At 71.5% G+C, this 22,003-nt stretch carries 17 protein-coding genes; 13 read left to right on the forward strand and 4 right to left on the reverse strand.

Translation table 11 applies throughout. The features are described from left to right. Positions 1 to 193: 193 nt before the first annotated feature. From VF584_12645 to hslU, 9 genes are all read left to right on the forward strand, one after another. A complete protein-coding gene (locus tag VF584_12645; protein ID HEX8211013.1) occupies positions 194 to 2,011 on the forward strand; it encodes an AMIN domain-containing protein in 1,818 nt (605 codons plus the stop codon). A gap of 34 nt (positions 2,012 to 2,045) precedes the next feature. Then, positions 2,046 to 4,580, forward strand: a complete 2,535-nt coding sequence (locus tag VF584_12650; protein HEX8211014.1) for a hypothetical protein — start codon at positions 2,046 to 2,048, stop codon at positions 4,578 to 4,580. Between the two features lie 44 nt (positions 4,581 to 4,624). Then, the gene (gene aroC / locus VF584_12655; protein HEX8211015.1) at positions 4,625 to 5,854 is read left to right on the forward strand and encodes a chorismate synthase; all 1,230 of its coding nucleotides are present in this window, start codon (positions 4,625 to 4,627) and stop codon (positions 5,852 to 5,854) included. Further along, on the forward strand, positions 5,847 to 6,383 hold the full coding sequence (locus VF584_12660; protein HEX8211016.1) for a shikimate kinase: 537 nt from the start codon (positions 5,847 to 5,849) through the stop codon (positions 6,381 to 6,383). Before aroC ends, VF584_12660 begins: the two co-directional genes overlap by 8 nt. 494 nt (positions 6,384 to 6,877) lie before the next feature. Beyond that, on the forward strand, positions 6,878 to 9,586 hold the full coding sequence (gene topA / locus VF584_12665) for a type I DNA topoisomerase (protein ID HEX8211017.1): 2,709 nt from the start codon (positions 6,878 to 6,880) through the stop codon (positions 9,584 to 9,586). Positions 9,587 to 9,868: 282 nt separating this feature from the next. Further along, positions 9,869 to 11,212, forward strand: coding sequence for a methylenetetrahydrofolate--tRNA-(uracil(54)-C(5))-methyltransferase (FADH(2)-oxidizing) TrmFO (gene trmFO, locus VF584_12670; protein ID HEX8211018.1), 1,344 nt, complete (start codon positions 9,869 to 9,871; stop codon positions 11,210 to 11,212). Continuing rightward, a complete protein-coding gene (locus VF584_12675) occupies positions 11,209 to 12,150 on the forward strand; it encodes a tyrosine recombinase XerC (protein ID HEX8211019.1) in 942 nt (313 codons plus the stop codon). The genes trmFO and VF584_12675 overlap by 4 nt, the downstream gene beginning before the upstream one ends. A 150-nt stretch (positions 12,151 to 12,300) precedes the next feature. Beyond that, positions 12,301 to 12,837, forward strand: a complete 537-nt coding sequence (gene hslV / locus VF584_12680; protein HEX8211020.1) for an ATP-dependent protease subunit HslV — start codon at positions 12,301 to 12,303, stop codon at positions 12,835 to 12,837. A gap of 1 nt (position 12,838) precedes the next feature. Continuing rightward, positions 12,839 to 14,308 (forward strand): ATP-dependent protease ATPase subunit HslU, encoded by a 1,470-nt coding sequence (hslU, locus tag VF584_12685; protein HEX8211021.1) that lies wholly within the window; start codon positions 12,839 to 12,841, stop codon positions 14,306 to 14,308. 425 nt (positions 14,309 to 14,733) lie between these two features. Here the strand turns inward: hslU and VF584_12690 are convergent, their stop codons facing one another. The 4 genes from VF584_12690 to purE all read right to left on the reverse strand — a co-directional run bounded on the left by VF584_12690 (position 14,734) and on the right by purE (position 17,575). After that, entirely contained in the window at positions 14,734 to 15,138 is a 405-nt protein-coding gene (locus VF584_12690) for a hypothetical protein (protein ID HEX8211022.1), read from the reverse strand. A gap of 116 nt (positions 15,139 to 15,254) precedes the next feature. Continuing rightward, a complete protein-coding gene (locus VF584_12695) occupies positions 15,255 to 15,656 on the reverse strand; it encodes a hypothetical protein (protein ID HEX8211023.1) in 402 nt (133 codons plus the stop codon). A 255-nt stretch (positions 15,657 to 15,911) separates the two neighbouring features. Further along, the gene (locus tag VF584_12700) at positions 15,912 to 17,093 is read right to left on the reverse strand and encodes a 5-(carboxyamino)imidazole ribonucleotide synthase (protein HEX8211024.1); all 1,182 of its coding nucleotides are present in this window, start codon (positions 17,091 to 17,093) and stop codon (positions 15,912 to 15,914) included. Further along, entirely contained in the window at positions 17,090 to 17,575 is a 486-nt protein-coding gene (purE, locus tag VF584_12705) for a 5-(carboxyamino)imidazole ribonucleotide mutase (GenBank protein HEX8211025.1), read from the reverse strand. Before purE ends, VF584_12700 begins: the two co-directional genes overlap by 4 nt. A 183-nt stretch (positions 17,576 to 17,758) precedes the next feature. Between purE and VF584_12710 the strand changes: the two genes are divergently transcribed. The 4 genes from VF584_12710 to VF584_12725 all read left to right on the forward strand — a co-directional run bounded on the left by VF584_12710 (position 17,759) and on the right by VF584_12725 (position 21,991). Further along, positions 17,759 to 18,100 (forward strand): nucleotide pyrophosphohydrolase, encoded by a 342-nt coding sequence (locus VF584_12710; protein ID HEX8211026.1) that lies wholly within the window; start codon positions 17,759 to 17,761, stop codon positions 18,098 to 18,100. A gap of 71 nt (positions 18,101 to 18,171) precedes the next feature. Next, positions 18,172 to 19,530 carry a sigma-54 dependent transcriptional regulator gene (locus VF584_12715; GenBank protein HEX8211027.1) on the forward strand — a complete coding sequence of 453 codons (1,359 nt, stop codon included), beginning with the start codon at positions 18,172 to 18,174 and terminating at the stop codon, positions 19,528 to 19,530. Then, positions 19,527 to 21,026 (forward strand): hybrid sensor histidine kinase/response regulator, encoded by a 1,500-nt coding sequence (locus VF584_12720; GenBank protein ID HEX8211028.1) that lies wholly within the window; start codon positions 19,527 to 19,529, stop codon positions 21,024 to 21,026. Before VF584_12715 ends, VF584_12720 begins: the two co-directional genes overlap by 4 nt. A 575-nt stretch (positions 21,027 to 21,601) precedes the next feature. Next, the gene (locus VF584_12725; GenBank protein ID HEX8211029.1) at positions 21,602 to 21,991 is read left to right on the forward strand and encodes a response regulator; all 390 of its coding nucleotides are present in this window, start codon (positions 21,602 to 21,604) and stop codon (positions 21,989 to 21,991) included. Positions 21,992 to 22,003: the final 12 nt, after the last annotated feature.

Raw genomic sequence — 22,003 nt, forward strand, 5'->3', positions numbered from 1 at the left:
CGGGCCCGCTGCGCCGCGGCGGGCAGCGCAGGCCGGCGGAGCAGCCCGGCGCGCAGCCGCAGCCGGGCGCCCCCCAGCAGCCGGCGTCCCGTACGCAGCAGCAGCCCCGCGGCAACGGCGCCACGCTGGCGCGCCCATCGAGCACGCAGAATCCCTGAATCTCCGCCAAGCTCCCCCACCCAGGACTTTCACCATGATACGTCACCTAGCCGCCGCGCTCATCCCGGCGCTGCTCGCCTCCGCGGCGCCGCGTGCGGCCGCGGCGGACCCGGCGGGAAGCAGCCCCTCCGCGCCGCGCGGCGCGGACGGCAGCATCTCGGCGCTGCGCCTGGAAGGGCGCGGCGGGCGCACCGAGCTCACCGTGGAGATCACGGGGGGCGAGGTGACCTACGAGCACTTCCGCCTTTCCGGGCCTCCCCGCGTGGTGGTGGACATCCGCGGCGCGCGCAGCGACCTGCCGGCCAGCCGCTACGATGGGATCCATCGCGGCGGCGTGTCGGCCGTGCGCACCAGCCAGCACGCCGCCGACGTGGTGCGCGTGGTGATCGATCTGGTGCGCGACGCCCAGTACACGGTGGAGCAGGTGCCCGAGGGGGTGCGCATCGCGCTCGCCGCCGGCGCGCCGGAGTTCCAGGCGTGGCGCAGCGGCGGCTCCGCTGCGGCGCCGCGCATGGCCGCGGAATCGGCGATCCCGCGGCAGCAGGAGACCCGCCAGGAGCCGCGCCAGCAGCAGCGTCCACAGCAGCGCGCGCGTCCCATCTCCGTGACGTTCGAGAACACGGACATGCGCGAGGTGCTGGCCTCCTTTGCCGAGCTCACCGGCCGCTCCATCGTGCCGGGCGCCGAGGTGGGCGGGATCGCGGTGGACTACGTCGCCTTCGACAACCAGCCGTGGGACGAGGCGCTCCGCGCCCTCCTGCAGGCGTACGGGCTGGCGGCCGAAGAGCAGGGGACGGGGATCATCCGCGTCGACAAGATCGAGAACCTCGCCAACCGCGAGCGGAACGAGCCGCTGGTGACGCGCACCTTTCGCATCAACTACGTGCCGGTGGAGGAGATGCGGTCCACGCTGGAGCCGCTGACCAGCGAGCGCGGCACGGTGTCCGTCAACCCCACCACCAACACGCTGATCGCCACCGACATCTCGTCGATCATCAACGACTTCGTGCGCCTGGTGGAGCAGCTGGACGTGCGCACGCCGCAGGTGGCGATCCGGGCCAAGATCGTCTTCGTCAACCGCACGGACGCGGAGGAGCTGGGCGTCACGTACGACCTCAAGGACTCGCGCGGCAACTCGCTGAACCAGCTCACCTCGGTGCCGGACCCGCAGAACCCGGGGCAGCTCACCAACGCCAACCTGGTGTCGCTGGGCGGCAGCTCTATCGCGGCGCTGGGGAACGCCAACCAGCGCGTGACCTCGCCGGCGCTGCAGGTGCTCACCTCGCTGGTGCTGGGGCGCTACACCCTGGTCTCCTTCCTGGAGGCGCTGCAGTCGGCCGAGCTTTCGGACGTGCAGGCGGCCCCCACGGTGACGGTGTCCAGCAACCACGAAGCCTCCATCTGGGTGGGTGAGCGCACCCCCATCCGCGTGGTGGACGTGGGCGGCGCGGGTGCCGGCGGAGGAGGCGGCGGCGGTGCCGCCACGGCTCGCGCCACGGCGCAGCTGGTGGAGACCGGCATCCGGCTGATCGTGACGCCGCAGGTGACCTCGGACCGGCGCGTGCTGCTGACGCTGCACGCGGAGCGCTCCAGCGCGGCGGCCGCGGCCACCGAGATCGGCGTGCAGTTCCTCCAGCAGCAGGGCCAGACGCGCGTGATGGTGCGCGACGGCGAGACGGCGGTCATCGCCGGCCTCACCGTGACCGAGGTGACGCGCAACCGCGTCGGCATCCCCTTCCTCATGGACATCCCCTTCCTGGGCGTCCTCTTCCGCCGGAGCAGCGACCGCGAGGTCAAGCGCGACCTGCTGATCATGGTCACGCCCCACATCGCGGACGAGAGCGCTTCGTGATCATCCCCCGCAGGACCCCTACCGGAGAACTTCCGTGACACGCACCTCGCGCCGGCCCCTCCGGGGGCTGGCCTCTCTCCTTGCCGCCGCGGTGGCGCTCGCCGCCTGCGACGGCGGCAACGGCTTCAGGGACCCGGTCGGCTCCGGCAACGGCAACGGCGGCGGCGCCGCGGCTGCCGACACTGCGAAGCCGACGCTCACCATCGAGTTCCCCCGCGACAGCGCTGTGGTCGCCATCGCGGACTCCGTCTTCGTGCAGGTGAAGGTGGCGGACAACCAGCGGCTGGGCTCGCTGTCGCTCGCCGGCTTCTCCGTGCGAGGCGACCGCTCGCTGGGCACCGACAGCGTGTACCCGCGCTTCGGCAGCAAGAGCGTGAACCTGTCGCAGACCACGCGAAGGGACACCACGATCACGCGCTACCTGATCGCCACCGCCGACAGCACCTCCGAGCGGCGGGTGATGGTGGTGGCGGTGGCCGTGGACAGCGCCGGCAACTCGCGGGCGGACACGGCCTACGTCAACATCGGCGGGCCGCGCGTGCAGATCGTGGCTCCCGTGCAGAACGACAGCTTCCCCGCCGGGGGGCAGCTCCCCGTCAGGGTGTCGGCGGAAGACGCCAACGACCTGGTCCGCTCGGTGGTGGTGAGGATGACCGGCGCCTTCGCGCGCGAGATCGTCATCCCCATCGCCACGCCGCGCGCAAAGGTGGACACCACGGTCAACGTGGCACTCCCCGCGGCGACGGGGCCGCTGGCCATCGAGGCGGTGGCCACCTCGGGGAGCAACATCCAGGCGACTTCGCGCGCCGTGGCGGTGAGGATCACCGCGCCGGTGGCGGACCTCATCGCGCCGCGGGTGACGTTCAACGTGGACTCGGTGTCGCGCAGGCAGGGCGGCGACACGGTGAAGGTGTGGGTGCTGGCAACCGACGAGACCGCGGTGGACTCGGTGGGCGCGACGCTGCGGGTGCGCTACCGCGACCCGGCCACCGGCGCGGCGATGGATCGCTACCTGACCGCCCGCCGGCGCGGCCCGCAGGACACGGCGAGGATTCCGCTGGGCCAGTTGGGCCTGTCGCCCGCCGACACGGTGACGCTTTCCGTGGAGGTGACGGCGTGGGCGGTGGACGCGGCCGGCAACTGCGGCGCGGCCACCTCGCCGGGAACGCCGCAGCGCCTGCCGTGCGCGCTGGCGGGCGGGGCGCACGTGGCGGCCGGCGTGTCCGGAAGGCTGCTGACGATCCTGGTGACCCGCGGCACCACCGTGGCCTTCCCGTCGGCGGGCGACACCATCGCCGACATCGCATCGGACGGGCGGCGGGTGTTCGCATCCAACATGAACGCCAACCGGGTGGAAGTCCTTCCGGTCACCGGCCTGGCCTTCGGCGCGCCGGTGAGCGTGGGCTCGCGGCCGTGGGGGCTCGCGGTGGGCGCCACGGGCGACTCGCTGCTGGTGGCCAACAGCGGCGGCACCAACATCTCCGTCGTGGCGCTGCCGGCAACGGGAACGCCGCAGGAGGTGAGGCGCATCCGCACGGCGGACGTGGAGCTGTACGACGTGTCGTACGACGTGAAGACGGACTCGGTGAGCAGGGTAGACGTGGGGCGCTACAGCGACCGGCCGCAGTTCCTGGGGCAGCTCTCCAGCGGGCAGATCCTGTACTCCACCCGCCCGACCGCCGCCGGCATCGAAGGGACGATCCGCGTGTACGACCGCCGCAAGGACACGTCGTACGAGTTCAACCGCGGCACGGAGATCTTCACCAACTACGCCACGCGCACAGTCGGCAAGGGGATCGTGGTGAACGCGCTGGACGCCGGGCTGTCGCCGGGGAGCACCATCACGGTGTGCCCGCGCCGCCTGCGCCCGGAGCAGAGCGACCCGTCGTGCGTCAACGGCCTGGCGACGCCGGTGAGTGCCGCGCTCGCCAACATGCGCACCGCCGGGCTCACGGACACCCGCCTGGACCTGGGGGTGGACGCCTCGACCATCGGGCTGAGCGACACGACGTTCGTGGCGACCAGCACGCAGCGCAACGCCATCGCCTTCGGCGAGGGGGTGAGGGACTTCGGGCGCATCCTCTTCTTCCAGCTCCAGGGCGGCAACCTGGTGGGCTCCAGCCGGGAATCGGGCGACCTGATCCAGAACGCCGCGGACCGGGTGATCGGCCTGGGGCTGAACTCGGACGGCTCGCTGGGCGTGGCGCGTGGCAACCAGGTGTACTTCTTCGACAACAGCCTGCGCCTGGCGGGGGTCACGCGGAGCGGATCGCCCACGGGCGGCAGCGCCATGCACCCGCTCAACGCCGGCTACCCGGCCAACGACGGGCGGCGGCTGGGCTTCACATCGGGCGTGGACGCGAACGGGCCCTACCTCGACGTGATCGACACGTACAGCTTTGAGACGATCCGGCGCCTGCCGGTGCGCGACCGGGTGACGGGGACGGTGATCGCCATCCCGGTGCTCGCGGGCGATCCGGAGGCGGCGCTGTACACGATCCGCCTCTTCGCGCTGACCCCCTCGGGGATACTGCGCATCGGGCTGACCGCGGCGGACCTGCGCCGCTGAGGGGTGCGGTGCGGCAGGGGTGAGGCGGGACCGGGGGTCTGGCGATGCCAGACCCCCGGTGTTTTATTTACGCCATGTCCGCCTTCCGCTTCACGACCGCCGGAGAGTCGCACGGCCCCGCGCTGGCCGCCGTGGTCGAAGGGCTCCCGGCCGGCCTCCCCCTTCGCGCCGACGACCTGGACCGCGAGCTGCGCCGCCGCCAGGGCGGGTACGGCCGGGGCGGGCGGATGCGCATCGAGAGCGACCGCGCCGAGATCCTGAGCGGCGTGCGGCACGGCGAGACGCTGGGCTCCCCCATCGCGCTCCTGGTGCGCAACCGCGACTGGGCCAACTGGACGGAGGCGATGTCGCCGGAGCCGGTGGAGGGTGATGACCAGGCGATGCGCCGCGTCTTCTTCCCGCGCCCCGGCCACGCGGACCTGGTGGGCGCACTCAAGTACGACCGCACCGACGCGCGCGACATCCTGGAGCGCGCCAGCGCCCGCGAGACGGCGGCGCGCGTGGCGTGCGGCGCCGTGGCGAAGCGCTTCCTGGCCGAGCTGGGGATCACGCTGGGGAGCCACGTGGTGGCGCTGGGCGGGGTCGTGGCCGCCATGCCCTCCGAGCTCCCGGACGACCTCAACGCCTCCTCCGACCCGTCGCCGGTGCGCTGCCTGGACGCGGAGGCGGAGGGGCGGATGATCGACGCCATCGACGCCGCCAAGCGCGAGGGCGACACGCTGGGCGGGGTGGTGGAGGTGGTGGCGCGCGGACTTCCCGCGGGGCTGGGGTCGCACGTGTCGTGGGATGCGCGGCTGGACGGCCGCATCGCCGGGGCGCTGATGTCGATCCAGGCGATCAAGGGGGTGGAGATCGGGCTGGGCTTCGAGGGAGCGATGCGCCCCGGCTCCCGCGTGCACGACCCCATCGTGCGCGACGAGGCGGCGCGGCGCGGGGGCGGCTACGGGCGCTCCTCGAACGGCGCGGGCGGGCTGGAGGGGGGGATCACGACCGGCGCCCCGCTGGTGGCGCGCGCCGCCATGAAGCCGATCTCCACCCTGATGCGCCCCGTGCTCCCCACCATCGACCTGCGCACCGGTGCCCCCGCCGAGGCGGTGCGCGAGCGGTCGGACGTGGTGGCGGTGCCCGCGGCCGGCGTGGTTGCCGAGGCGATGCTGGCCCTGGTGCTTGCCGGCGCGGTGCGCGAGAAGTTCGGGGGCGACTCGCTCGCCGAGGTGCGCGCCAACTTCGACGGCTACGTGGACCGCATCGCCGCGCGCGCGGGCCATGGCTGATTCCCCGGTCGAGCGGGTGGTGCTGGTCGGCTTCATGTGCGCCGGCAAGAGCGCGGTGGGGGAGCTGCTGGCGCGGCGGCTGGGGTGGGCGTTCGTGGACCTGGATCGGCTGATCGAGGAGCGCGAGGGGCGCCCCGTCCGCGAGATCTTTGCGGACAAGGGCGAGCCGGCTTTCCGCCGCATCGAGGCGGAGTTGAGCGACTCGGTGGCGGCGTGGGCGCGGATGGTGCTTGCTCCAGGCGGCGGGTGGATGGGCAACGCCTTTCGCGGCGAGCTGCCGGGGGACGGCACGGTGCGCGTATGGCTGCGCGTTTCGGCGGAGGAGGTGGTGCGCCGTGGGGCCGCGGCGCCGGGTGCGCGCCCGCTCCTGGCCGGTCCCGACCCGCTCTCCGCCGCCCGCCGCCTTCTCGCCGAGCGCGAGCCCTCGTACTCGCGAGCCGAGCTGTCGGTGGACACCGAGGGTCGCACCCCGGCCCAGGTCGCGGCGGAGGTGGAGCGAGCGGTGCTTGGGGTGGGGGCGGGCGGCTGAACGGCGGGCGTAGGGGCGGTCGGCGGATGAACGCAGATGGATGAACGCAGGTGGCACAGCGCCGGGCGCCGCAACATCGGAGGCGGGGATCAGCGCCGGAGCACCGGGGGCTGAAGCCCCCGGCTGGAACTACGGGAAGACCGCTGAAGCGGTCTCGCGGGTTTGTCATTCTGAGGGAGCCGCCTGGGCCGGGGCTCTCGTCCCGAGCCACGCTTCTGCGGCGACCGAAGAATCTAGCCGGCGAGGCAAGAGGGACGGCGGGACCGGCCGGGGCCCTCGGCACGCGCAGTAGATCCTTCGCTCCGCGCCAGGGTTTGGCCCACGGGAGAGGACGGCGTAGCGCGTCGCTCAGGATGACAAGAGAAGGGGTGCGCCGAAGTTGCCGCACTCACGCACTCACGCACCGCTGTTCCCTCTAGGCACTGGGCACTAGGCACCAGGCACTTAGGACTCAGCACTCAGCACTTCCGCATCACTCATCAATTCAGGAGACAATGGCGAAGGAGCGCAGGCGGCTGGTGGTGGTGGAGTCGCCCACCAAGGCGAAGACGATCCGCGGGTACCTGCCCGCCGGGTACCAGGTCGCCGCGTCCATGGGGCACGTCCGCGACCTTCCTGAGTCGGCCAGCGACATCCCCGCCGACGTGAAGGGGAAGGATTGGGCGCGCCTGGGGGTGGACGTGGAGCACGACTTCGAGCCGCTCTACGTGGTGCCGGCCGGGAAGCGCAAGGTGGTGAGCGAGCTGCGCGCCATGCTCAAGGACGCCGACGAGCTGGTGGTGGCGACCGACGAAGACCGCGAGGGGGAGAGCATCGGCTGGCACCTGGTGGAGGTGCTCAAGCCGCGCGTGCCCGTGTCGCGCATCGTCTTCCACGAGATCACCCCCGAGGCCATCCGCGCCGCCCTCGCGTCGCCCCGCCAGATCGACGCCGAGGTGGTGCGCGCCCAGGAGACGCGGCGCATCCTCGACCGGCTGGTGGGCTACACCCTCTCGCCGTTGCTCTGGAAGAAGATCTCCAGCGGGCTCTCGGCCGGGCGCGTGCAGTCCGTGGCGGTGCGCCTGCTGGTGCAGCGCGAGCGCGAGCGGCGCGCCTTCCGCTCCGGCGCGTACTGGGACCTCAAGGCCACGCTCCTCGCGGAGGCGGTCCCCTTCGGCGCCACGCTGCAGAGCGTGGGCGGCAAGCGGGTGGCCAGCGGGCGCGACTTCGACGAGACCACCGGGCGCCTCAAGGAAGCGCGCGAGGTGGTGCTGCTCGATGAAGCCGCCGCGCGCGCCATGGTGGAGCGGCTGCGCCCGGCCACGTGGAAGGTGGCCGAGACCGAGGAGAAGCCCTCCGTCCGGCGCCCGTATCCGCCCTTCACCACGTCGACGCTCCAGCAGGAAGCCAACCGCAAGCTGCGCCTCTCCGCGCGCGACACCATGCGCGTGGCGCAGCGGCTGTACGAGGAAGGCTACATCACCTACATGCGTACCGACTCGGTGCACCTCTCCGAGCAGGCGATCGGGGCGGCGCGCGCGCGGGTGAAGCAGCTCTATGGGCAGCCGTTCCTCTCGCCGCAGCCGCGGCAGTTCACCACCAAGAGCAAGGGCGCGCAGGAGGCCCACGAGGCGATCCGCCCCGCGGGCACCGAGATGCGGACCGCCGAGGAGCTGCGGCTCAGCGGCCAGGAAGCCCGCCTCTACGAGCTGATCTGGATGCGCACCGTCGCCAGCCAGATGGCCGATGCGCGCATCACGCAGCTCACCGCGCTGATCGAGGCGGACGACACCGTCTTCCGCGCCTCGGGGCGGCGGGTGGACTTCGCCGGCTTCTTCCGCGCGTACGTGGAGGGGCAGGACGATCCGGACGCGGCGCTGGAGGACCGCGACGAGCCGCTTCCCCCCTTCCGGCGCGGTGACGTGCTGGGGCTGCGCGCGCTGGAGGCGCTGGGACACGAGACGCAGCCCCCCGCGCGCTACACCGAGGCGACGCTGGTGAAGACGCTGGAGGCGGAGGGGATCGGGCGGCCGAGCACCTACGCCAGCATCATCGGCACCATCATCGACCGGGGCTACGTGGAGCGGATGGCGAACGCGCTCGTTCCCACCTTTACGGCGTTCGCGGTGACGGGGCTGCTGGAAGGCCACTTCCCTCACCTGGTGGATACGCGCTTCACCGCGCGCATGGAGGAGCAGCTCGATGAGATCGCGGAGGGCGACGCCGAGTGGCTCCCGTACCTGCGCGAGTTCTTCAACGGCCCCGAGGGGCTGGACGCGCTGGTGCGCACCGGCCAGGAGAGCATCGACCCGCGGGACGCCTCCACCGTGCGCCTTTCCGACCTGCAGGCGCGGGTGAGGATCGGCAAGTTCGGTCCCTTTGTGGAGATGGAGGAGGACGGCGCCACCGTCACCGCGTCGCTCCCCGAGGGCGTGGCGCCGGCCGATCTGACGCCGGAGCAGGTGACGGAGCTGGTGCGCGCCAAGTCGTCGGGCCCGGACGTGCTGGGCACCGACCCGCGCACCGGCAAGCCCGTGCTGATGCTGCAGGGGCGCTTCGGGCCCTACGTGCAGCTCGGCGAGGCGGAGGAGGGGAGCAGCGAGAAGCCGCGCCGCGCCTCGCTGCCCAAGGGGCTGGCGCCGTCACAGGTGACGCTGGAGGCGGCGCTCAAGCTCCTTTCGCTCCCGCGCAACCTGGGGAACCATCCCGAGAAGGGGAAGGAGATCACGGCCGGCATCGGGCGCTTCGGGCCGTTCGTGGTGTGCGACGGCGACTTCCGCTCGCTGCTCCCGACCGATGACGTGTACACGGTCGAGCTTTCGCGCGCGATGGAGCTCCTTTCCGCGCCCAAGGGCGGACGCACGCGCACGGCCATCGAGCCGATCCGCACCGTCGGCCCGCACCCGGCCGACGGCGAGCCGGTGCAGCTCTTCGCGGGGCGGTACGGGCCCTACGTGAAGCACGGCGCCATCAATGCCTCGCTCCCCAAGGGCGTGGAGGCGGAGGCCGTGACCATCGACCAGGCCGTCGCGCTCCTCGCCGAGCGCGCGCTGTCGGCGCCCGCGAAAAAGGGCGTGCGTGGGCGCAAGTCGGCGGCGCCGGCGAAGAAGGCGCCCGCCAAGAAGGCCGCCTCCAAGACCGCCGCGGCGGTGAAGAAGACAACCGCCAAGAAGACGACGGCCAAGAAGGCGACGCCGAAGAAGGCGGTGAAGCGGCGTCCGTAGCGCTCGCCCTAGTGCGAAAGAAACCGAGGCACCGAGAAGATCTCTCGGTGCCTCCGTGTTTACGAGACAAAACCATCACACAGAGACACGGAGGAAACGGCGAGGGCACAGAGAACCCCTCATCCGTTCTTTCAGTTCTCTCTGCGGCTCTGTGTGAGGCTGTGGTTTTACTCGCCCCGGCCCGCTCCGGCGGCTATACTCCTGCGCCACGACGAACCGAACGCTCGCACGCTGGTATCAGTACGGCTCGCGTGGGTACAACCGAAATCCGAAGGTGAGTGAATGGCCGATGTAACCGTGGTGGGCGGGGGGCTCTCGGGCTCGGAGGCGGCGTACCAGCTCGCGGAGCGCGGGCACGATGTGACGCTGTGCGAGATGCGTCCCGTGCGCGGCACCCCCGCGCACCAGACGCACGACCTGGCCGAGATCGTCTGCTCCAACACCTTCAAGAGCGAGGACCCGGCCAACGCGCACGGGCTGCTGAAGCTGGAGATGGAGGCGCTAAGCGCAGGTGGCTGCCTGCTCCTGTCCACCGCCCGCGCCTCCCGCATCCCCGGCGGCACGGCGCTCACCGTGGACCGGCGCGAGTTCTCGGCGCGCATGACGGCGGCCATCGAGGCACACCCGCGCATCCGCGTGGAGCGCGGCGAGGTGGCGGAGCTTCCGGCGGGACCGGCCATCATCGCCACCGGCCCGCTCACCTCGGATGCGCTCTCCGCCTCCATCCGCCGCGCGCTGGGCGACGACGGGCTCGCCTTCTTCGACGCCATCGCGCCCGTGGTGTCGAACGAGTCGCTGGATATGGAGACGCTCTTCGCCGCGTCGCGCTGGGGGAAGGGCGAGGGCGACGACTACCTCAACGCGCCCATGACGAAGGAGCAGTACGACGTCTTCGTGGAGGCGCTGCGGTCCGGCGAGGGGTACGAGGGGCACGACTGGGAGAACGTCCCCTACTTCGAGGGGTGCCTCCCCATCGAAGTGATGGCGACGCGCGGCCCCGAGACGCTCCGTTTCGGGCCGATGAAGCCCGTGGGGCTCCCCGTGCCGCAGTGGGACGGCAGGCGCGCGTGGGCCGTCGTGCAGCTCCGCCGCGAGGACCGCGCGGGGCAGATGTGGAACCTGGTCGGCTTCCAGACGCGCCTCAAGATCGGCGAGCAGAAGCGGATCTTCCGCACCATTCCGGGGCTGGAGAACGCGGAGTTCCTGCGCTGGGGCTCCATCCACCGCAACACGTACCTCAACTTCCCCGCGCGCCTCACCGCGCACGGCTCGCTCCCGGATCGCCCGGAGCTGCTTTTCGCGGGGCAGATCACGGGGGTTGAGGGGTACACGGAGTCGACGGCGGTGGGGATCCTCGCGGCGGCCAACCTCGACCGCATCGTCCGCGGCCTGGAGCCGGTGCTGCCACCTGCCACCACGATGCTGGGCGGGCTGATGAGGTACCTGCGCGAGTCGGAGCCGCGCCACTTCCAGCCGATGAACTCCAATTTCGGCCTGGTGGACCCGCTGGAGGAGCCGGTGCGCAAGAAGGAGGAGAAGCGCGAGAAGCTGGTGGCCCGCGCCCGCGCCGACTTCGCGGCCTGGATCCGCCAGCACGAGCTGGTGCCGGAGCCCGCCGCGGCGTGACCCCCGCCGGCGACCCGGCGCGCCGGGAGGACGTGGACGCCTTTCTGGGCTACGTGGCGCACGAGCGCCAGCTCTCGCCAAACACGCTGGAGGCGTACACGATCGACCTGGCGGAGTTCGAGGCGTTTCTGGATCGCTACTATGGCGCCCCCGAGTGGACGTGGAGCGGCGTCGACCGCCTCTCCATCCGCTCGTGGATGGGCGAGATGGCCGGCCGCCGCGGGCTCGCGCGCACCACCATCGCGCGCAAGCTGTCGGCGGTGCGGTCGTTCTACCGCTTCCTGCACGTGGAGGAGCGGGTCGCCGCGAATCCGGCGCGCACCGTGCGCACGCCCAAGCGGGAGCGCCACCTCCCCGGCTTCCTGACGCGCGAGCAGATGGACGAGGTGTTCCGCGATGCGGAGGCGCGGGCGGAGGGTGGCGGCTTCCACGCGCTGCGCAACCTGGCGGTGGTGGAGCTCTTCTACGCGACTGGAATGCGCCTCTCCGAGCTCCAGGCGATGGACCTGGCCAGCCTGGACCTGGTGAGCGACCGCGTGCGCGTGATGGGGAAGGGTCGTAAGGAGCGCATCGTACCGGTCGGACGCGCGGCGACGCGCGCACTTCGGGCCTACTACGAGGCGCGCGAGCGGGTGATGGAGACGGCGGAGCGTCCCGACCGCCGCGCCGTCTTCGTGGCGCAGACGGGGCGCCGCATCACCGTCCGCCAGATCCAGAACGTCGTCGGCGCCTTTCTCAAGGGGATCGCTGACGACGCGGGCCTGTCCACCCACTCCCTGCGCCACACCTTTGCGACCCATCTGCTGGACGCGGGCGCGGACCTGCTGGCGGTGAAGGAGCTGCTGGGACACGCCAGCCTGAGCACCACGCAGATCTACACGCACACCTCGCGCGAGCGGCTGAAGCGGATCTACCGGCAGGCGCACCCGCGGGCGTGACGGCGGGGAATGGGGAATGGGGAAATGGGGAATGGGTGCCGCCCTTGCGGAACGAGTCCGCGAAGGCGGACTTTGTGCTGTTCCAGTGGCGAATACAAGCGCTCCTGGCGAGTCATCGAAAACTTGAGAGACGGTCGAAGATACATGACGATGCCAACGTTCCACGCCACCACCATCCTCGCCGTGCGGCGCGACGGCAAGGTCGCGCTGGGGGGAGACGGGCAGGTGACCATGGGCGACACGGTCGCCAAGTCGTCCGCCACCAAGGTGAGGAAGCTGCGCGACGGCAAGATCCTGGCGGGGTTCGCGGGCTCCGTGGCCGACGCGTTCACCCTCTTCGAGAAGTTCGAGGAGAAGCTGGAGCGCTATCCCGGCAACCTCAGCCGCGCGGCGGTGGAGCTGGCCAAGGACTGGCGCTCCGACCGCTACCTCCGCCGCCTGGAGGCGCTGCTGGCCGTCGCCGATCGCGAGCACCTGTACATGCTCAGCGGCAACGGCGACGTGATCGAGCCCGACGACGACGTGGTCGCGATCGGCTCGGGCGGGTCGTACGCGCTGGCGGCGGCCCGCGCGCTCAAGGACCACTCCGACCTCCCCGCGGCCGAGATCGTGCGGCGCGCGCTGGAGATCGCGGGAGACATCTGCATCTACACGAACCGCAACATTACGGTTCTGGAGCTGGACTGACGTGGCGACGCAAGAGACCGAAGCACCGCGCGAAGACGCGGCCGAGCCCCAGCCCTGGCTGGACGAGCTGACCCCGCGCGGCATCGTGGCCGAGCTGGACAAGTACATCGTGGGGCAGGGCGAGGCCAAGAAGGCCGTCGCCATCGCCCTGCGCAACCGCTGGCGCCGCCAGCGCGTGGACGAGGAGCTCCGCGAGGAGATCGTCCCCAACAACATCATCATGATCGGCCCCACCGGGGTGGGGAAGACGGAGATCGCGCGGCGGCTGGCGCGGCTCGCCGGCGCGCCGTTCATCAAGGTGGAGGCGAGCAAGTTCACCGAGGTCGGCTACGTAGGGCGCGACGTGGAGTCGATGGTCCGTGACCTCGTGGACGTGGCCATCAACATGGTACGCACCGACCGCGAGGACGACGTGCAGGAGCTGGCCGAGGGGCGCGTCGAGGATCGCCTCCTCGACCTCCTGATCCCGCCCCTTCCGGAGGGCGGCGCGCCCCCGCCCGAGCCGACGGAGACCGAAAAGGCGCGCGTGTTCGTGGCCGGCCCCGGCGGCGTGGCGGCCGAGGAGGACCGCGTCAAGGAGCGCCGCGAGCGCACGCGCGACAAGTTCCGCCAGCTCCTCAAGGATGGAAAGCTGGAGGACCGCCAGGTGGAGGTGGAGGTGACGCAGAGCCTTCCCCTGGAGAACATGCTGATCCCCATGGGCGGCATGGACGGCGGGATGGACAACAACCTGATGGACATGCTGCAGGACGTCCTCCCCAAGAAGACGAAGCGCCGCAGCGTGACCGTGGCCGAGGCGCGCCGCATCCTCCTCCAGGACGAGCTGGACAAGCTGGTCAACATGGACGAGGTGATCAACGAGGCGCTGGACCGCGTTGAGGAGATGGGGATCATCTTCCTGGACGAGATCGACAAGATCGCGACCGACCGCGGCGGCGCGCCGGGCCCCGACGTCTCGCGCGAGGGCGTGCAACGCGACCTTCTCCCGGTCGTCGAGGGCTCTACCGTGCAGACCAAGTACGGGATGGTGAGGACGGACCACATCCTCTTCATCGCGGCGGGTGCCTTTCACGTGTCGAAGCCGTCCGATCTGATCCCCGAGCTCCAGGGGCGCTTCCCCATCCGCGTGGAGCTGAAGGCGCTGACGGAGGAGGACTTCATCCGCATCCTACAGGAGCCCAAGAACGCGCTCCTCACGCAGTACCGCGCCCTCGTGGCGGCGGACGGCGCGACGCTGGAGTTCAGCGACGAGGGCGTGCGCGAGATCGCCCGCATCGCCGCGCAGGTGAACGACCGCATGGAGAACATCGGCGCGCGCCGCCTCCACACCGTGCTCACGACGCTCCTGGAGGACATCCTCTTCGAGCTCCCCGAGCGCGAACAGAAGACGATCCACATCGACGGCGACACCGTCCGCGGCCGTCTCAAGGCGATCGTGGAGGACGAGGATTTGCGCAAGTACATCCTATAACGGCGGGTCCGCAGAGACGCAGAGGCGCGGAGAGAGATCCGCGCCTCTTCGCTTTACGGGTGTCCGGAGCGGACCGCGTAGCGGGGGTGGGCTGGGGCGGCCCCTACGAGGTCGGTGTACGTGGCAGGGGCAGGAGGCGGGGCAGGGGAGGGCAGACACGCCGGTCTGCCCCTACCAATTTCTGGTGTTCACGACGGCGGCGGAGCAGCGTCAGGCACGGCCGCGATGAATCGCGCCCCTACGACAGATGCCGGGGCATGGGCGGAGTGCACCCTTTCCCCCGCTTGCGGGGGAGAGGGCCGGGGAGAGGGGGAGCCCGCGTGCCTCGACCCCTGCGGCGCGCACCAACCCACGCGTACGCCCCTCCCCCAGGTCGTTATTGGGGAAGGGGCCGCGAGGTGACGAGCGGGGGTGGGGGCCCGCCTCTACCGCTGGTTGTCGGGCTGACGGATGGGGTCGCGCACCGCGTCCGGAGTGGTCTCTTCCGTGCGCCGGTTCTGCTCGGCGAGAGCGTCGCGGTTGTCCTGCGCGTTGGCGACGTTCGCGGCGGCCTGTGAGTTGTCCTCGGAGGCCGTTCCGGTGTTGCCAGAGGTGTGCGCGCCGGTCGAGGTGGTACCGCCGCCGGTCGCATTCGAGGTGATGTTGGCGCCGTTGTTACTGATGATTTCCTGCTGGCCAACCGGGTGGTTGGCGGAGTCGCCGGCGGTGGCTTCGGTGCGGCGGTTCTGGTCGCGGAGGGCTTCCAGGTTGTCGTGCGCGTTCTGGGTGTGGGCCTCCGCGGCGCGGGTGTCCTCGTTGCCCTGGTTGGCGCCGGTGTTGTTCTGGTCCATGCTCGTCTCCTTCAGCGGGTGAGCCCTCCAGCGGTCGCAACTCCCATTCCGGCGCGCAAAAAAGGCCCCGCACCGATGGTTGGGTGCGGGGCCTCCTGGTTCGCGCGGACGGGGCTTCAGTCCGGGAAGTTGACGGCGGCGCTGTGGTCGCCGATCAGGTCGATGATCGCTTCCATCTGGGCGCCCATGCGGTCCAGACGGTTGAGGACGGTGCGGCCGTGCGCGTAGTCGAAGTAGAGCGCGACCGCCTCCTCGTGCGCCGGATGGAACTCCAGCACCTTGTCGTCCAGCCGGCGGTGGAGATCGGTCACCAGGATGCCGACCGCCTCGCGCACGCGGCGCTGGTCTTCCAGCGAGTCGATGCTGAAGTCGCCGGTGAGGCGGGGAAGGAGCTGCTCCACCTTCGCCACGCCCTCCGGCGGTGCGGCAACCGCACCGAAGCGACCACTGTCGGTCGCCATGAGCTCGATCGCGGCCGAAAGCGCGCGGAGCTCTTCGAAGTTGAAGTGAAGGATCACGGAGCCTCCCTTGCTAAGGTCACCCACCGATCAAGGCAATCGGCGGGCCACGTGCCGCTGTCCTCAGTACACCGCGCCTTCCCAAACGTTTACGCCAGGGGATACACGCGGGTTTCAGGTGAGGCGCCGGGCGGAACGCCACGATCGCGGCATTCCACGGCGCCGGGTTGCGTCCCGTGGCGGGGACGGGGCGCGCATCCCCGGGAGGACGGTGAGAGGAGGGTGCTGCGTCGTACCGCTGATCCTACAATTGCCTCACCTGCGGGCCGGCGCAAGGGCTCCAGTGTGCACCTTGTTCACCAGCGCCCGCCAGGCACGGTCCGCCCGCTCCAGCGCCTCGTCGGCCGTGTCGCCCAGCGCCGTCACGTGGCCCATCTTGCGGCCGGGGCGCGACTCCGCCTTTCCGTACAGGTGCAGGGCGGCCATCGGCACCGCCATCACATCAGCCGTACCCGCCCGCCCCAGCCCGGTTCCGGCGTCGTCGCCCATCAGGTTGACCATGGCGGCCGGGCGCAGCAGATCGGCCGAGCCGAGCGGGAGCCCGCACACCGCGCGGAGCTGCTGCTCGAACTGCGACACGGGGCAGGCCTCCCAGGTGTAGTGCCCGGAATTGTGCGGGCGCGGCGCGATCTCGTTCATCCTCACGACGCCGTCCTCGCCCACGAACATCTCCACCGCCAGCAGCCCCACCACCTCCAGCCCCTCGGCCAGGGCGCACGCGATCCGCCGCGCTTCTTCCGCCAGCTCGGGAGAGATGCGCGCCGGCGCGACGGTGGAGTGGAGGATGCCGCCGCGGTGCTCGTTCTCACCCACGGGGAAGCACGCGATCTCCCCGCCCGGCCCACGCGCGCAGACCACCGAGATCTCCATGCGGAAGCGGACGAAGGCCTCCAGGATCAGCTCCGCTCCCTCCGGCGCGACGGATCGGAAGGCGGCTTCGGCCTCCGCGGGATCGCGGATCACCGCCTGGCCCTTGCCATCGTAGCCGCCGCGCGCCGTCTTGAGCACAGCGGGGACGCCGATCTCCGCCAGCGCCGCGTGCAGATCGTCCAGCGAGCCGACCGCGCGATAGTCCGCGGTGGGGACGCCCAGGCGGCGGGCCGCATCCTTTTCGCGGATGCGGTGCTGCGCCACTTCCAGGACGCCGGGGCCGGGGCGGACGGGGACGACGGCCTCCAGTGCGCGTAGCGTGTCCACGTCCGCGTTCTCCCACTCCAGCGTCACCACGTCCGAGCGGCGGGCCAGCTCCAGCGCGGCATCAGCGTCGTGGAAGGGGGCGATGATGGACTCGTCGGCGAGGGCGGCGGCGGGGGAGTCGGCGGCGGGGTCCCACACGACGACGCGGTAGCCCATCCGCCGCGCCTCCAGCGCGAACATCCGCCCGAGCTGGCCGCCGCCCACGATGCCGATGGTGGACCCGGGGAGGATCGGCGTCACGCTTCCGGCTCCCGCAGCGCGTCCTCCGCCATGCGCTCGGCAAATGTGCGCAGGCGGTCGCGGATCTCGGGGTCGCGCGTTCCCAGGATGCGCGCGGCCAGGAGCCCCGCGTTCGCCGCCCCCGCCTTGCCGATCGCCACCGTTGCGACGGGGACGCCGCGCGGCATCTGCACGATGGAAAGGAGCGAGTCCACCCCGTTGAGCGTGGAGGAGAGGACGGGGACGCCGATCACGGGAAGCACCGTCTTGGCCGCCGTCATCCCGGGCAGGTGCGCCGCCCCTCCTGCCCCGGCGACGATCACCTCCAGCCCGCGCCCCTCCGCCGCCTCGGCGTACGCGAACATGCGGTCCGGGGTGCGGTGGGCGGAGACGACCTCCATCTCGTAGGCAATCCCCAGCTCATCCAGTACCCGGGCCGCTTCCAGCATCGTCTCGCGGTCCGAGCGGCTCCCCATGATGATCCCCACGCGCGGCTGGCTCATTCCCGTCGGGCTCGTTGGTGGCACGTGAGGCGTTTCACGCGAAATGGCGCGGACGGAGGCATTCTTCCGCACCCCGTCAATGTACCGGCGGCGGGCGGGCGGCTGCAACGGAGAACGAGAGTCTTGTTTCCGTTTGGGAACGGACGTAGGTTGCCGGTCCTACCCGCCGAAGAGCCGCACCGAATGCAGATCCGCGAAGTCCAGCAGCAGGTCGACGAGTACATCTCGCAGTTCAAGGAAGGCTACTTCCCCCCGCTGGTGAACCTGGCCCGCCTCACCGAGGAGGTGGGCGAGCTTGCCCGCGAGCTGAACCACCGCTTCGGCCCGAAGAAGAAGAAGGCCGACGAGCCCGAGGGCGACGTCGCGCTGGAGCTGGGGGACGTGGTGTTCGTGTGCGTCGTCCTCGCGAACCAGATGGGGATCGACCTGGACGACGCCGTGGCGCGCACTCTCGGCAAGTACCGCGTGCGCGACGCCAACCGCTGGGAACGGAAAGGGGATGGGGGATCAAGGATGAAGGGATGAGGTAACCGACCCGATCCCGCATCGCTCCCCCATCCCTCATCCCCCATCCCTTCATCCCTGCAGTTCCGCCAATGAATCCCACCATCTTCATCATCGACGACGACCCCGACCAGGTGGCGCTGGTGACCGCGCAGCTTGAGCGGAGCCGGCGCTTCGTCACCAAGGGGTTTACGCGGCCGGAGGAGGCGCTCGACGAGATCCGCGCCGAAGCACCCGACGCGGTGGTGTGCGACCTGGTGATGCCCTCGATGGACGGGATCACCTTTACGCGGCGCGTGCGGGAGTTCGCGCCGTCGCTCCCCGTCATCATCGCCACCGCGCGAGGAACGGAGGGGGATGCGGAGACGGCGCTGCAAGCCGGGGCCACGGACTTCGTCACCAAGCCCATCGAGCCCAAGGCGCTGGAGACGCGGATCCGCCGCGCCCTGGAGCAGGTGCCCGCCCAGGAGCTGCTCACCTCCGTCACGGCGGCGAAGTTCGACCGCCATGGCATCGTCGGCTCGCACCCGCTGGTGCAGGAGGTGAGGAACTTCGTGGACCAGGTGGCATCCGTGGGCCAGATCTCCGCGCTCCTCCTGGGCGAGAGCGGCACGGGGAAGAACCTGGTAGCGCGCGCAATCCACGGCGCCAGCGGGCAGGCCGCACGCCGCTTCGTGGAGGTCAACTGCGCCGCCCTCCCGGCCCAGCTCCTGGAGGCGGAGCTCTTCGGCTACGAGCGCGGCGCCTTCACAGACGCACGCCAGACCAAGCGCGGGCTGGTGGAAGTCGCCGACGGCGGGACGCTGCTGCTGGACGAGATCGGGTCAATGCCGCTGGAGCTGCAGGCCAAGCTCCTCTCCTTCCTGGAGAGCCGCACCTTTCGGCGCATCGGCTCCACGCAGGAGCAGTCGGTGACGCTGCGCGTGGTGGCCGCCACCAACGTGGACCTCGCATCCGACGCGCGCGCCGGGCGCTTCCGCGAGGACCTCTTCTACCGGCTGAACGTGGCCTCGCAGGTCCTCCCCTCGCTGCGCCACATCCGCTCGGACATCCCGGAGGTCGCGCGGCACTTCACCAAGCGCGCCGCGGAGTACTTCGGCAAGCAGGTGCCCGCCATCGACGCGGCGGGGGTGCAGCGGCTGCAGGCACACGACTGGCCGGGGAACGCGCGCGAGCTGCGCAACGTCATCGAGAGGTCGATGATCTTTTCGCGCGGCCCCGTGATGCAGATCGGCGAGCTGGCGTCCGCGGGTGCCGCGCCGGCTGCGGTCACCAACGCGCTCCAGGTGCCCCGCGGGCTCACGCTGGACGAGGTGGAGCGGATGTACATCGAGTCGACCCTGCGTGACCTGGGCGGCAGCGTCAGCGCCGCCGCCGAGCAGCTCGGCATCTCGCGGAAAGTGCTGTGGCAGCGAAGGAAGAAGCACGGCATGCCGGACGTCAGCCTGTGAGCGCCCCGCAGAGCGCCGTGGCGCACGACGAGATCGCGGAGCTGCGCGCCCGCCTGGCGGAGGCGGAGCGCGTGGCCGAGGCGCGCGCCCGCGTCGTAGGCCACGTGGCGCACGAGTTCCGCACGCCGCTCAGCTCCATCCTGGGCTTCGCCGCCCTCCTCGCCGCCGACGATCGCGAGGTGAGCCCCGAGCGGCGGCGCGAGTACGTCGACATCATCCACCGCAGCGCGCGCCACCTCCTGCACGTCGTCAACGACATCCTCAACCTCACCAAGGTCGAGGCGGGGACGCTGGAGGTGACGCTGGTCGCCGTCCACGCGGGGCAGGTCGCCGCGGCGGTGGTGGACTCGCTGCACACCGTCGCCGCCGACCGCGGGATCACGCTGCGCCTCTCGGACGGCGGCGCTCCCCTGGCGCTGGCGGACGCGGGGCGGCTGCGGCAGGTGCTGCTGAACCTGATGGACAACGCCATCAAGTACTCCGCTTCCGGCACCGAGGTGGAGGTGTCGGTGCGCGAGGATGGCGGCGAGGTGTGCCTGGACGTGCGGGACGAGGGCCCCGGGCTCACCGAGGCCGACCAGGAGCTGATCTTCCGCGAGTTCTCGCGCATTCACCACCCGGGCACGCGGGTGTCGGGGGCGGGGCTGGGGCTGGCGCTCGCAAAGGACCTCACCGAGGCGATGGGTGGCCGCATCGGGGTGCGCTCGCGCGTGGGCGCGGGGAGCACCTTCTGGATCGCGCTCCCCCAGGCGGACGCCTCCGCCCGCCCGGCCGCCGCCCCTGCGCTCCCCCTCGCCCAGCGCGACACCCGCGGCGAGTCGGTGGCCGTGGTGGACGACGACGAGGACATCCGCGCCTTCGTGGCCGCCGTGCTGGAGCGCTCCGGCTACACCGTGCACGCCGACGACGGCTGCGCCGGCGTGGCGGAGCGGCTGGTCTCCGCGCGCCCGCTCGCCGTGCTCCTGGACCTGAACCTCACCGACCGCACCGGCGCCGAGGTGCTCCGCGAGCTCCGCGCGCGCGACGAGCTGCGCCGCACCCCAGTGCTCGCCTTCACCGCCGCCGTGGGCGAGGCGGACCGCGCGGGCGCCCTGGCGGCCGGCTTCGACGGGCACGTCGCCAAGCCGGTGGAGCCGGACCAGCTCGTCGCTCGCGTGGACGACGCCGTGGCCGAGGCCCGCCGCCGCGCCGCCGCCCCCGCGCCGCCCCCCACCCCCGCCGACACGTCGGAGGACGAGTTCTGGGGCCCGCTCCGCGCCCGCTTCCGTGCCGGCCTCCCCGCGCGCCTCGCCGACCTGGAGGCCGCCCTCGCGGCGGGAGACGCGCAGGCGGTGCGGCGCCACCTCCACAAGCTGCGCGGCACCTCCGCCGGCTACGGCTTCACCGAGCTCTCCCACCTCGCAGGCGCCGCCGAAGACGCCCTTCGCGCCGGCGTCCCGCTGGCGGACGCGCCGGAGGTGGCGGCGGCGGTGGAGGCGCTGCGGGGGGAGGTGTGAGGGGCCCTCACCCCCGGCTCGTTACACTCGCCAGCCCCCTCTCCCGATAACAGGAGAGGGCTGCGCCCTCTGTTATCGAGAGAGGGGGCTGGAACTGCGTGTGCCGCGCGGATGCCTCGTAGGGGCGCGATTTATCGCGCCCACCCTACCCGCCACCGCGACCCCCGCCCCACGCACCGACACTCGTAGGGCAGAGCTGCGTGTCTGCCCGCCCTTTCCCCCGCGCCGACCCCCGCCCCTCTCGCCCGATCTGGTAGGGGCCGCCCCGCGTGCTCCCCGTGCTCTCCCCCGCGACGACCCACGCACCCGCAGACCAATTCACGGCAGCGCCCCTCCCCCAGGTAGTTGTTGGGGGAGGGGCCGCTAGGTGACGAGCGGGGGAGGGGGCCCTCCGCATCCAGGAACCACCCACGGATGTTCCCAATCGGGCGCACCTGTTCCCGTACCGGAACAACGATGATTTCGGACGTATTCTCCCAAAGATGGTTCCTGCAACGACTTGGCTGCGCATGCGCGGTGGGCCGGACCTTGCCATCCGTGTGGGGGCAACCGTCCTGCCCCCTGACGCCCTGGTTATGCCGCAAGCTTTTCGCATCGCGTTCGCCGACGACGACCCGGACCAGGGGTACCTGCTCTCATCGGTGCTGCGCTGCCGCGGGTTCGAGGTGCTCCCCTTCGCCAGCGGCGACGACCTGCTGGGGTGGGCCGAGCGAGACAGCGGCCGCGCCGACGCCGTGCTGCTGGACAACGACATGCCCGGCCGCGACGGCGTGGAGTGCTGCCGCGCCCTGCGCACCCTCCCCGCGTTCGCGAGCGTGCCCATTGCGTTCGTCACCGGGTCGCGCGCGCCGGAGCTCCACTCGCGCGCCCACGACGCCGGCGCGCGGCAGGTGATCGACAAGGACGAGACGATGCTGGAGCGGCTGGTCCTCTGGCTCGACGAGTCGCTGAGTGGACCGCGCTGAGATTCGTGCAGG

The sequence above is a fragment of the Longimicrobium sp. genome, assembly GCA_036389135.1.
Lineage (GTDB): Bacteria > Gemmatimonadota > Gemmatimonadetes > Longimicrobiales > Longimicrobiaceae > Longimicrobium.

Bases quoted from the DNA above. Each gene is read 5' to 3' on its own strand.
- VF584_12645 (HEX8211013.1), top strand. From the start codon at position 194: ATGATACGTCACCTAGCCGCCGCGCTCATCCCGGCGCTGCTCGCCTCC.
- aroC (HEX8211015.1), top strand. From the start codon at position 4,625: ATGCCAGACCCCCGGTGTTTTATTTACGCCATGTCCGCCTTCCGCTTC.
- VF584_12660 (HEX8211016.1), top strand. From the start codon at position 5,847: ATGGCTGATTCCCCGGTCGAGCGGGTGGTGCTGGTCGGCTTCATGTGC.
- topA (HEX8211017.1), top strand. From the start codon at position 6,878: ATGGCGAAGGAGCGCAGGCGGCTGGTGGTGGTGGAGTCGCCCACCAAG.
- trmFO (HEX8211018.1), top strand. From the start codon at position 9,869: ATGGCCGATGTAACCGTGGTGGGCGGGGGGCTCTCGGGCTCGGAGGCG.
- hslV (HEX8211020.1), top strand. From the start codon at position 12,301: ATGCCAACGTTCCACGCCACCACCATCCTCGCCGTGCGGCGCGACGGC.
- VF584_12690 (HEX8211022.1), bottom strand. From the start codon at position 15,138: ATGGACCAGAACAACACCGGCGCCAACCAGGGCAACGAGGACACCCGC.
- purE (HEX8211025.1), bottom strand. From the start codon at position 17,575: ATGAGCCAGCCGCGCGTGGGGATCATCATGGGGAGCCGCTCGGACCGC.
- VF584_12710 (HEX8211026.1), top strand. From the start codon at position 17,759: ATGCAGATCCGCGAAGTCCAGCAGCAGGTCGACGAGTACATCTCGCAG.
- VF584_12715 (HEX8211027.1), top strand. From the start codon at position 18,172: ATGAATCCCACCATCTTCATCATCGACGACGACCCCGACCAGGTGGCG.
- VF584_12725 (HEX8211029.1), top strand. From the start codon at position 21,602: ATGCCGCAAGCTTTTCGCATCGCGTTCGCCGACGACGACCCGGACCAG.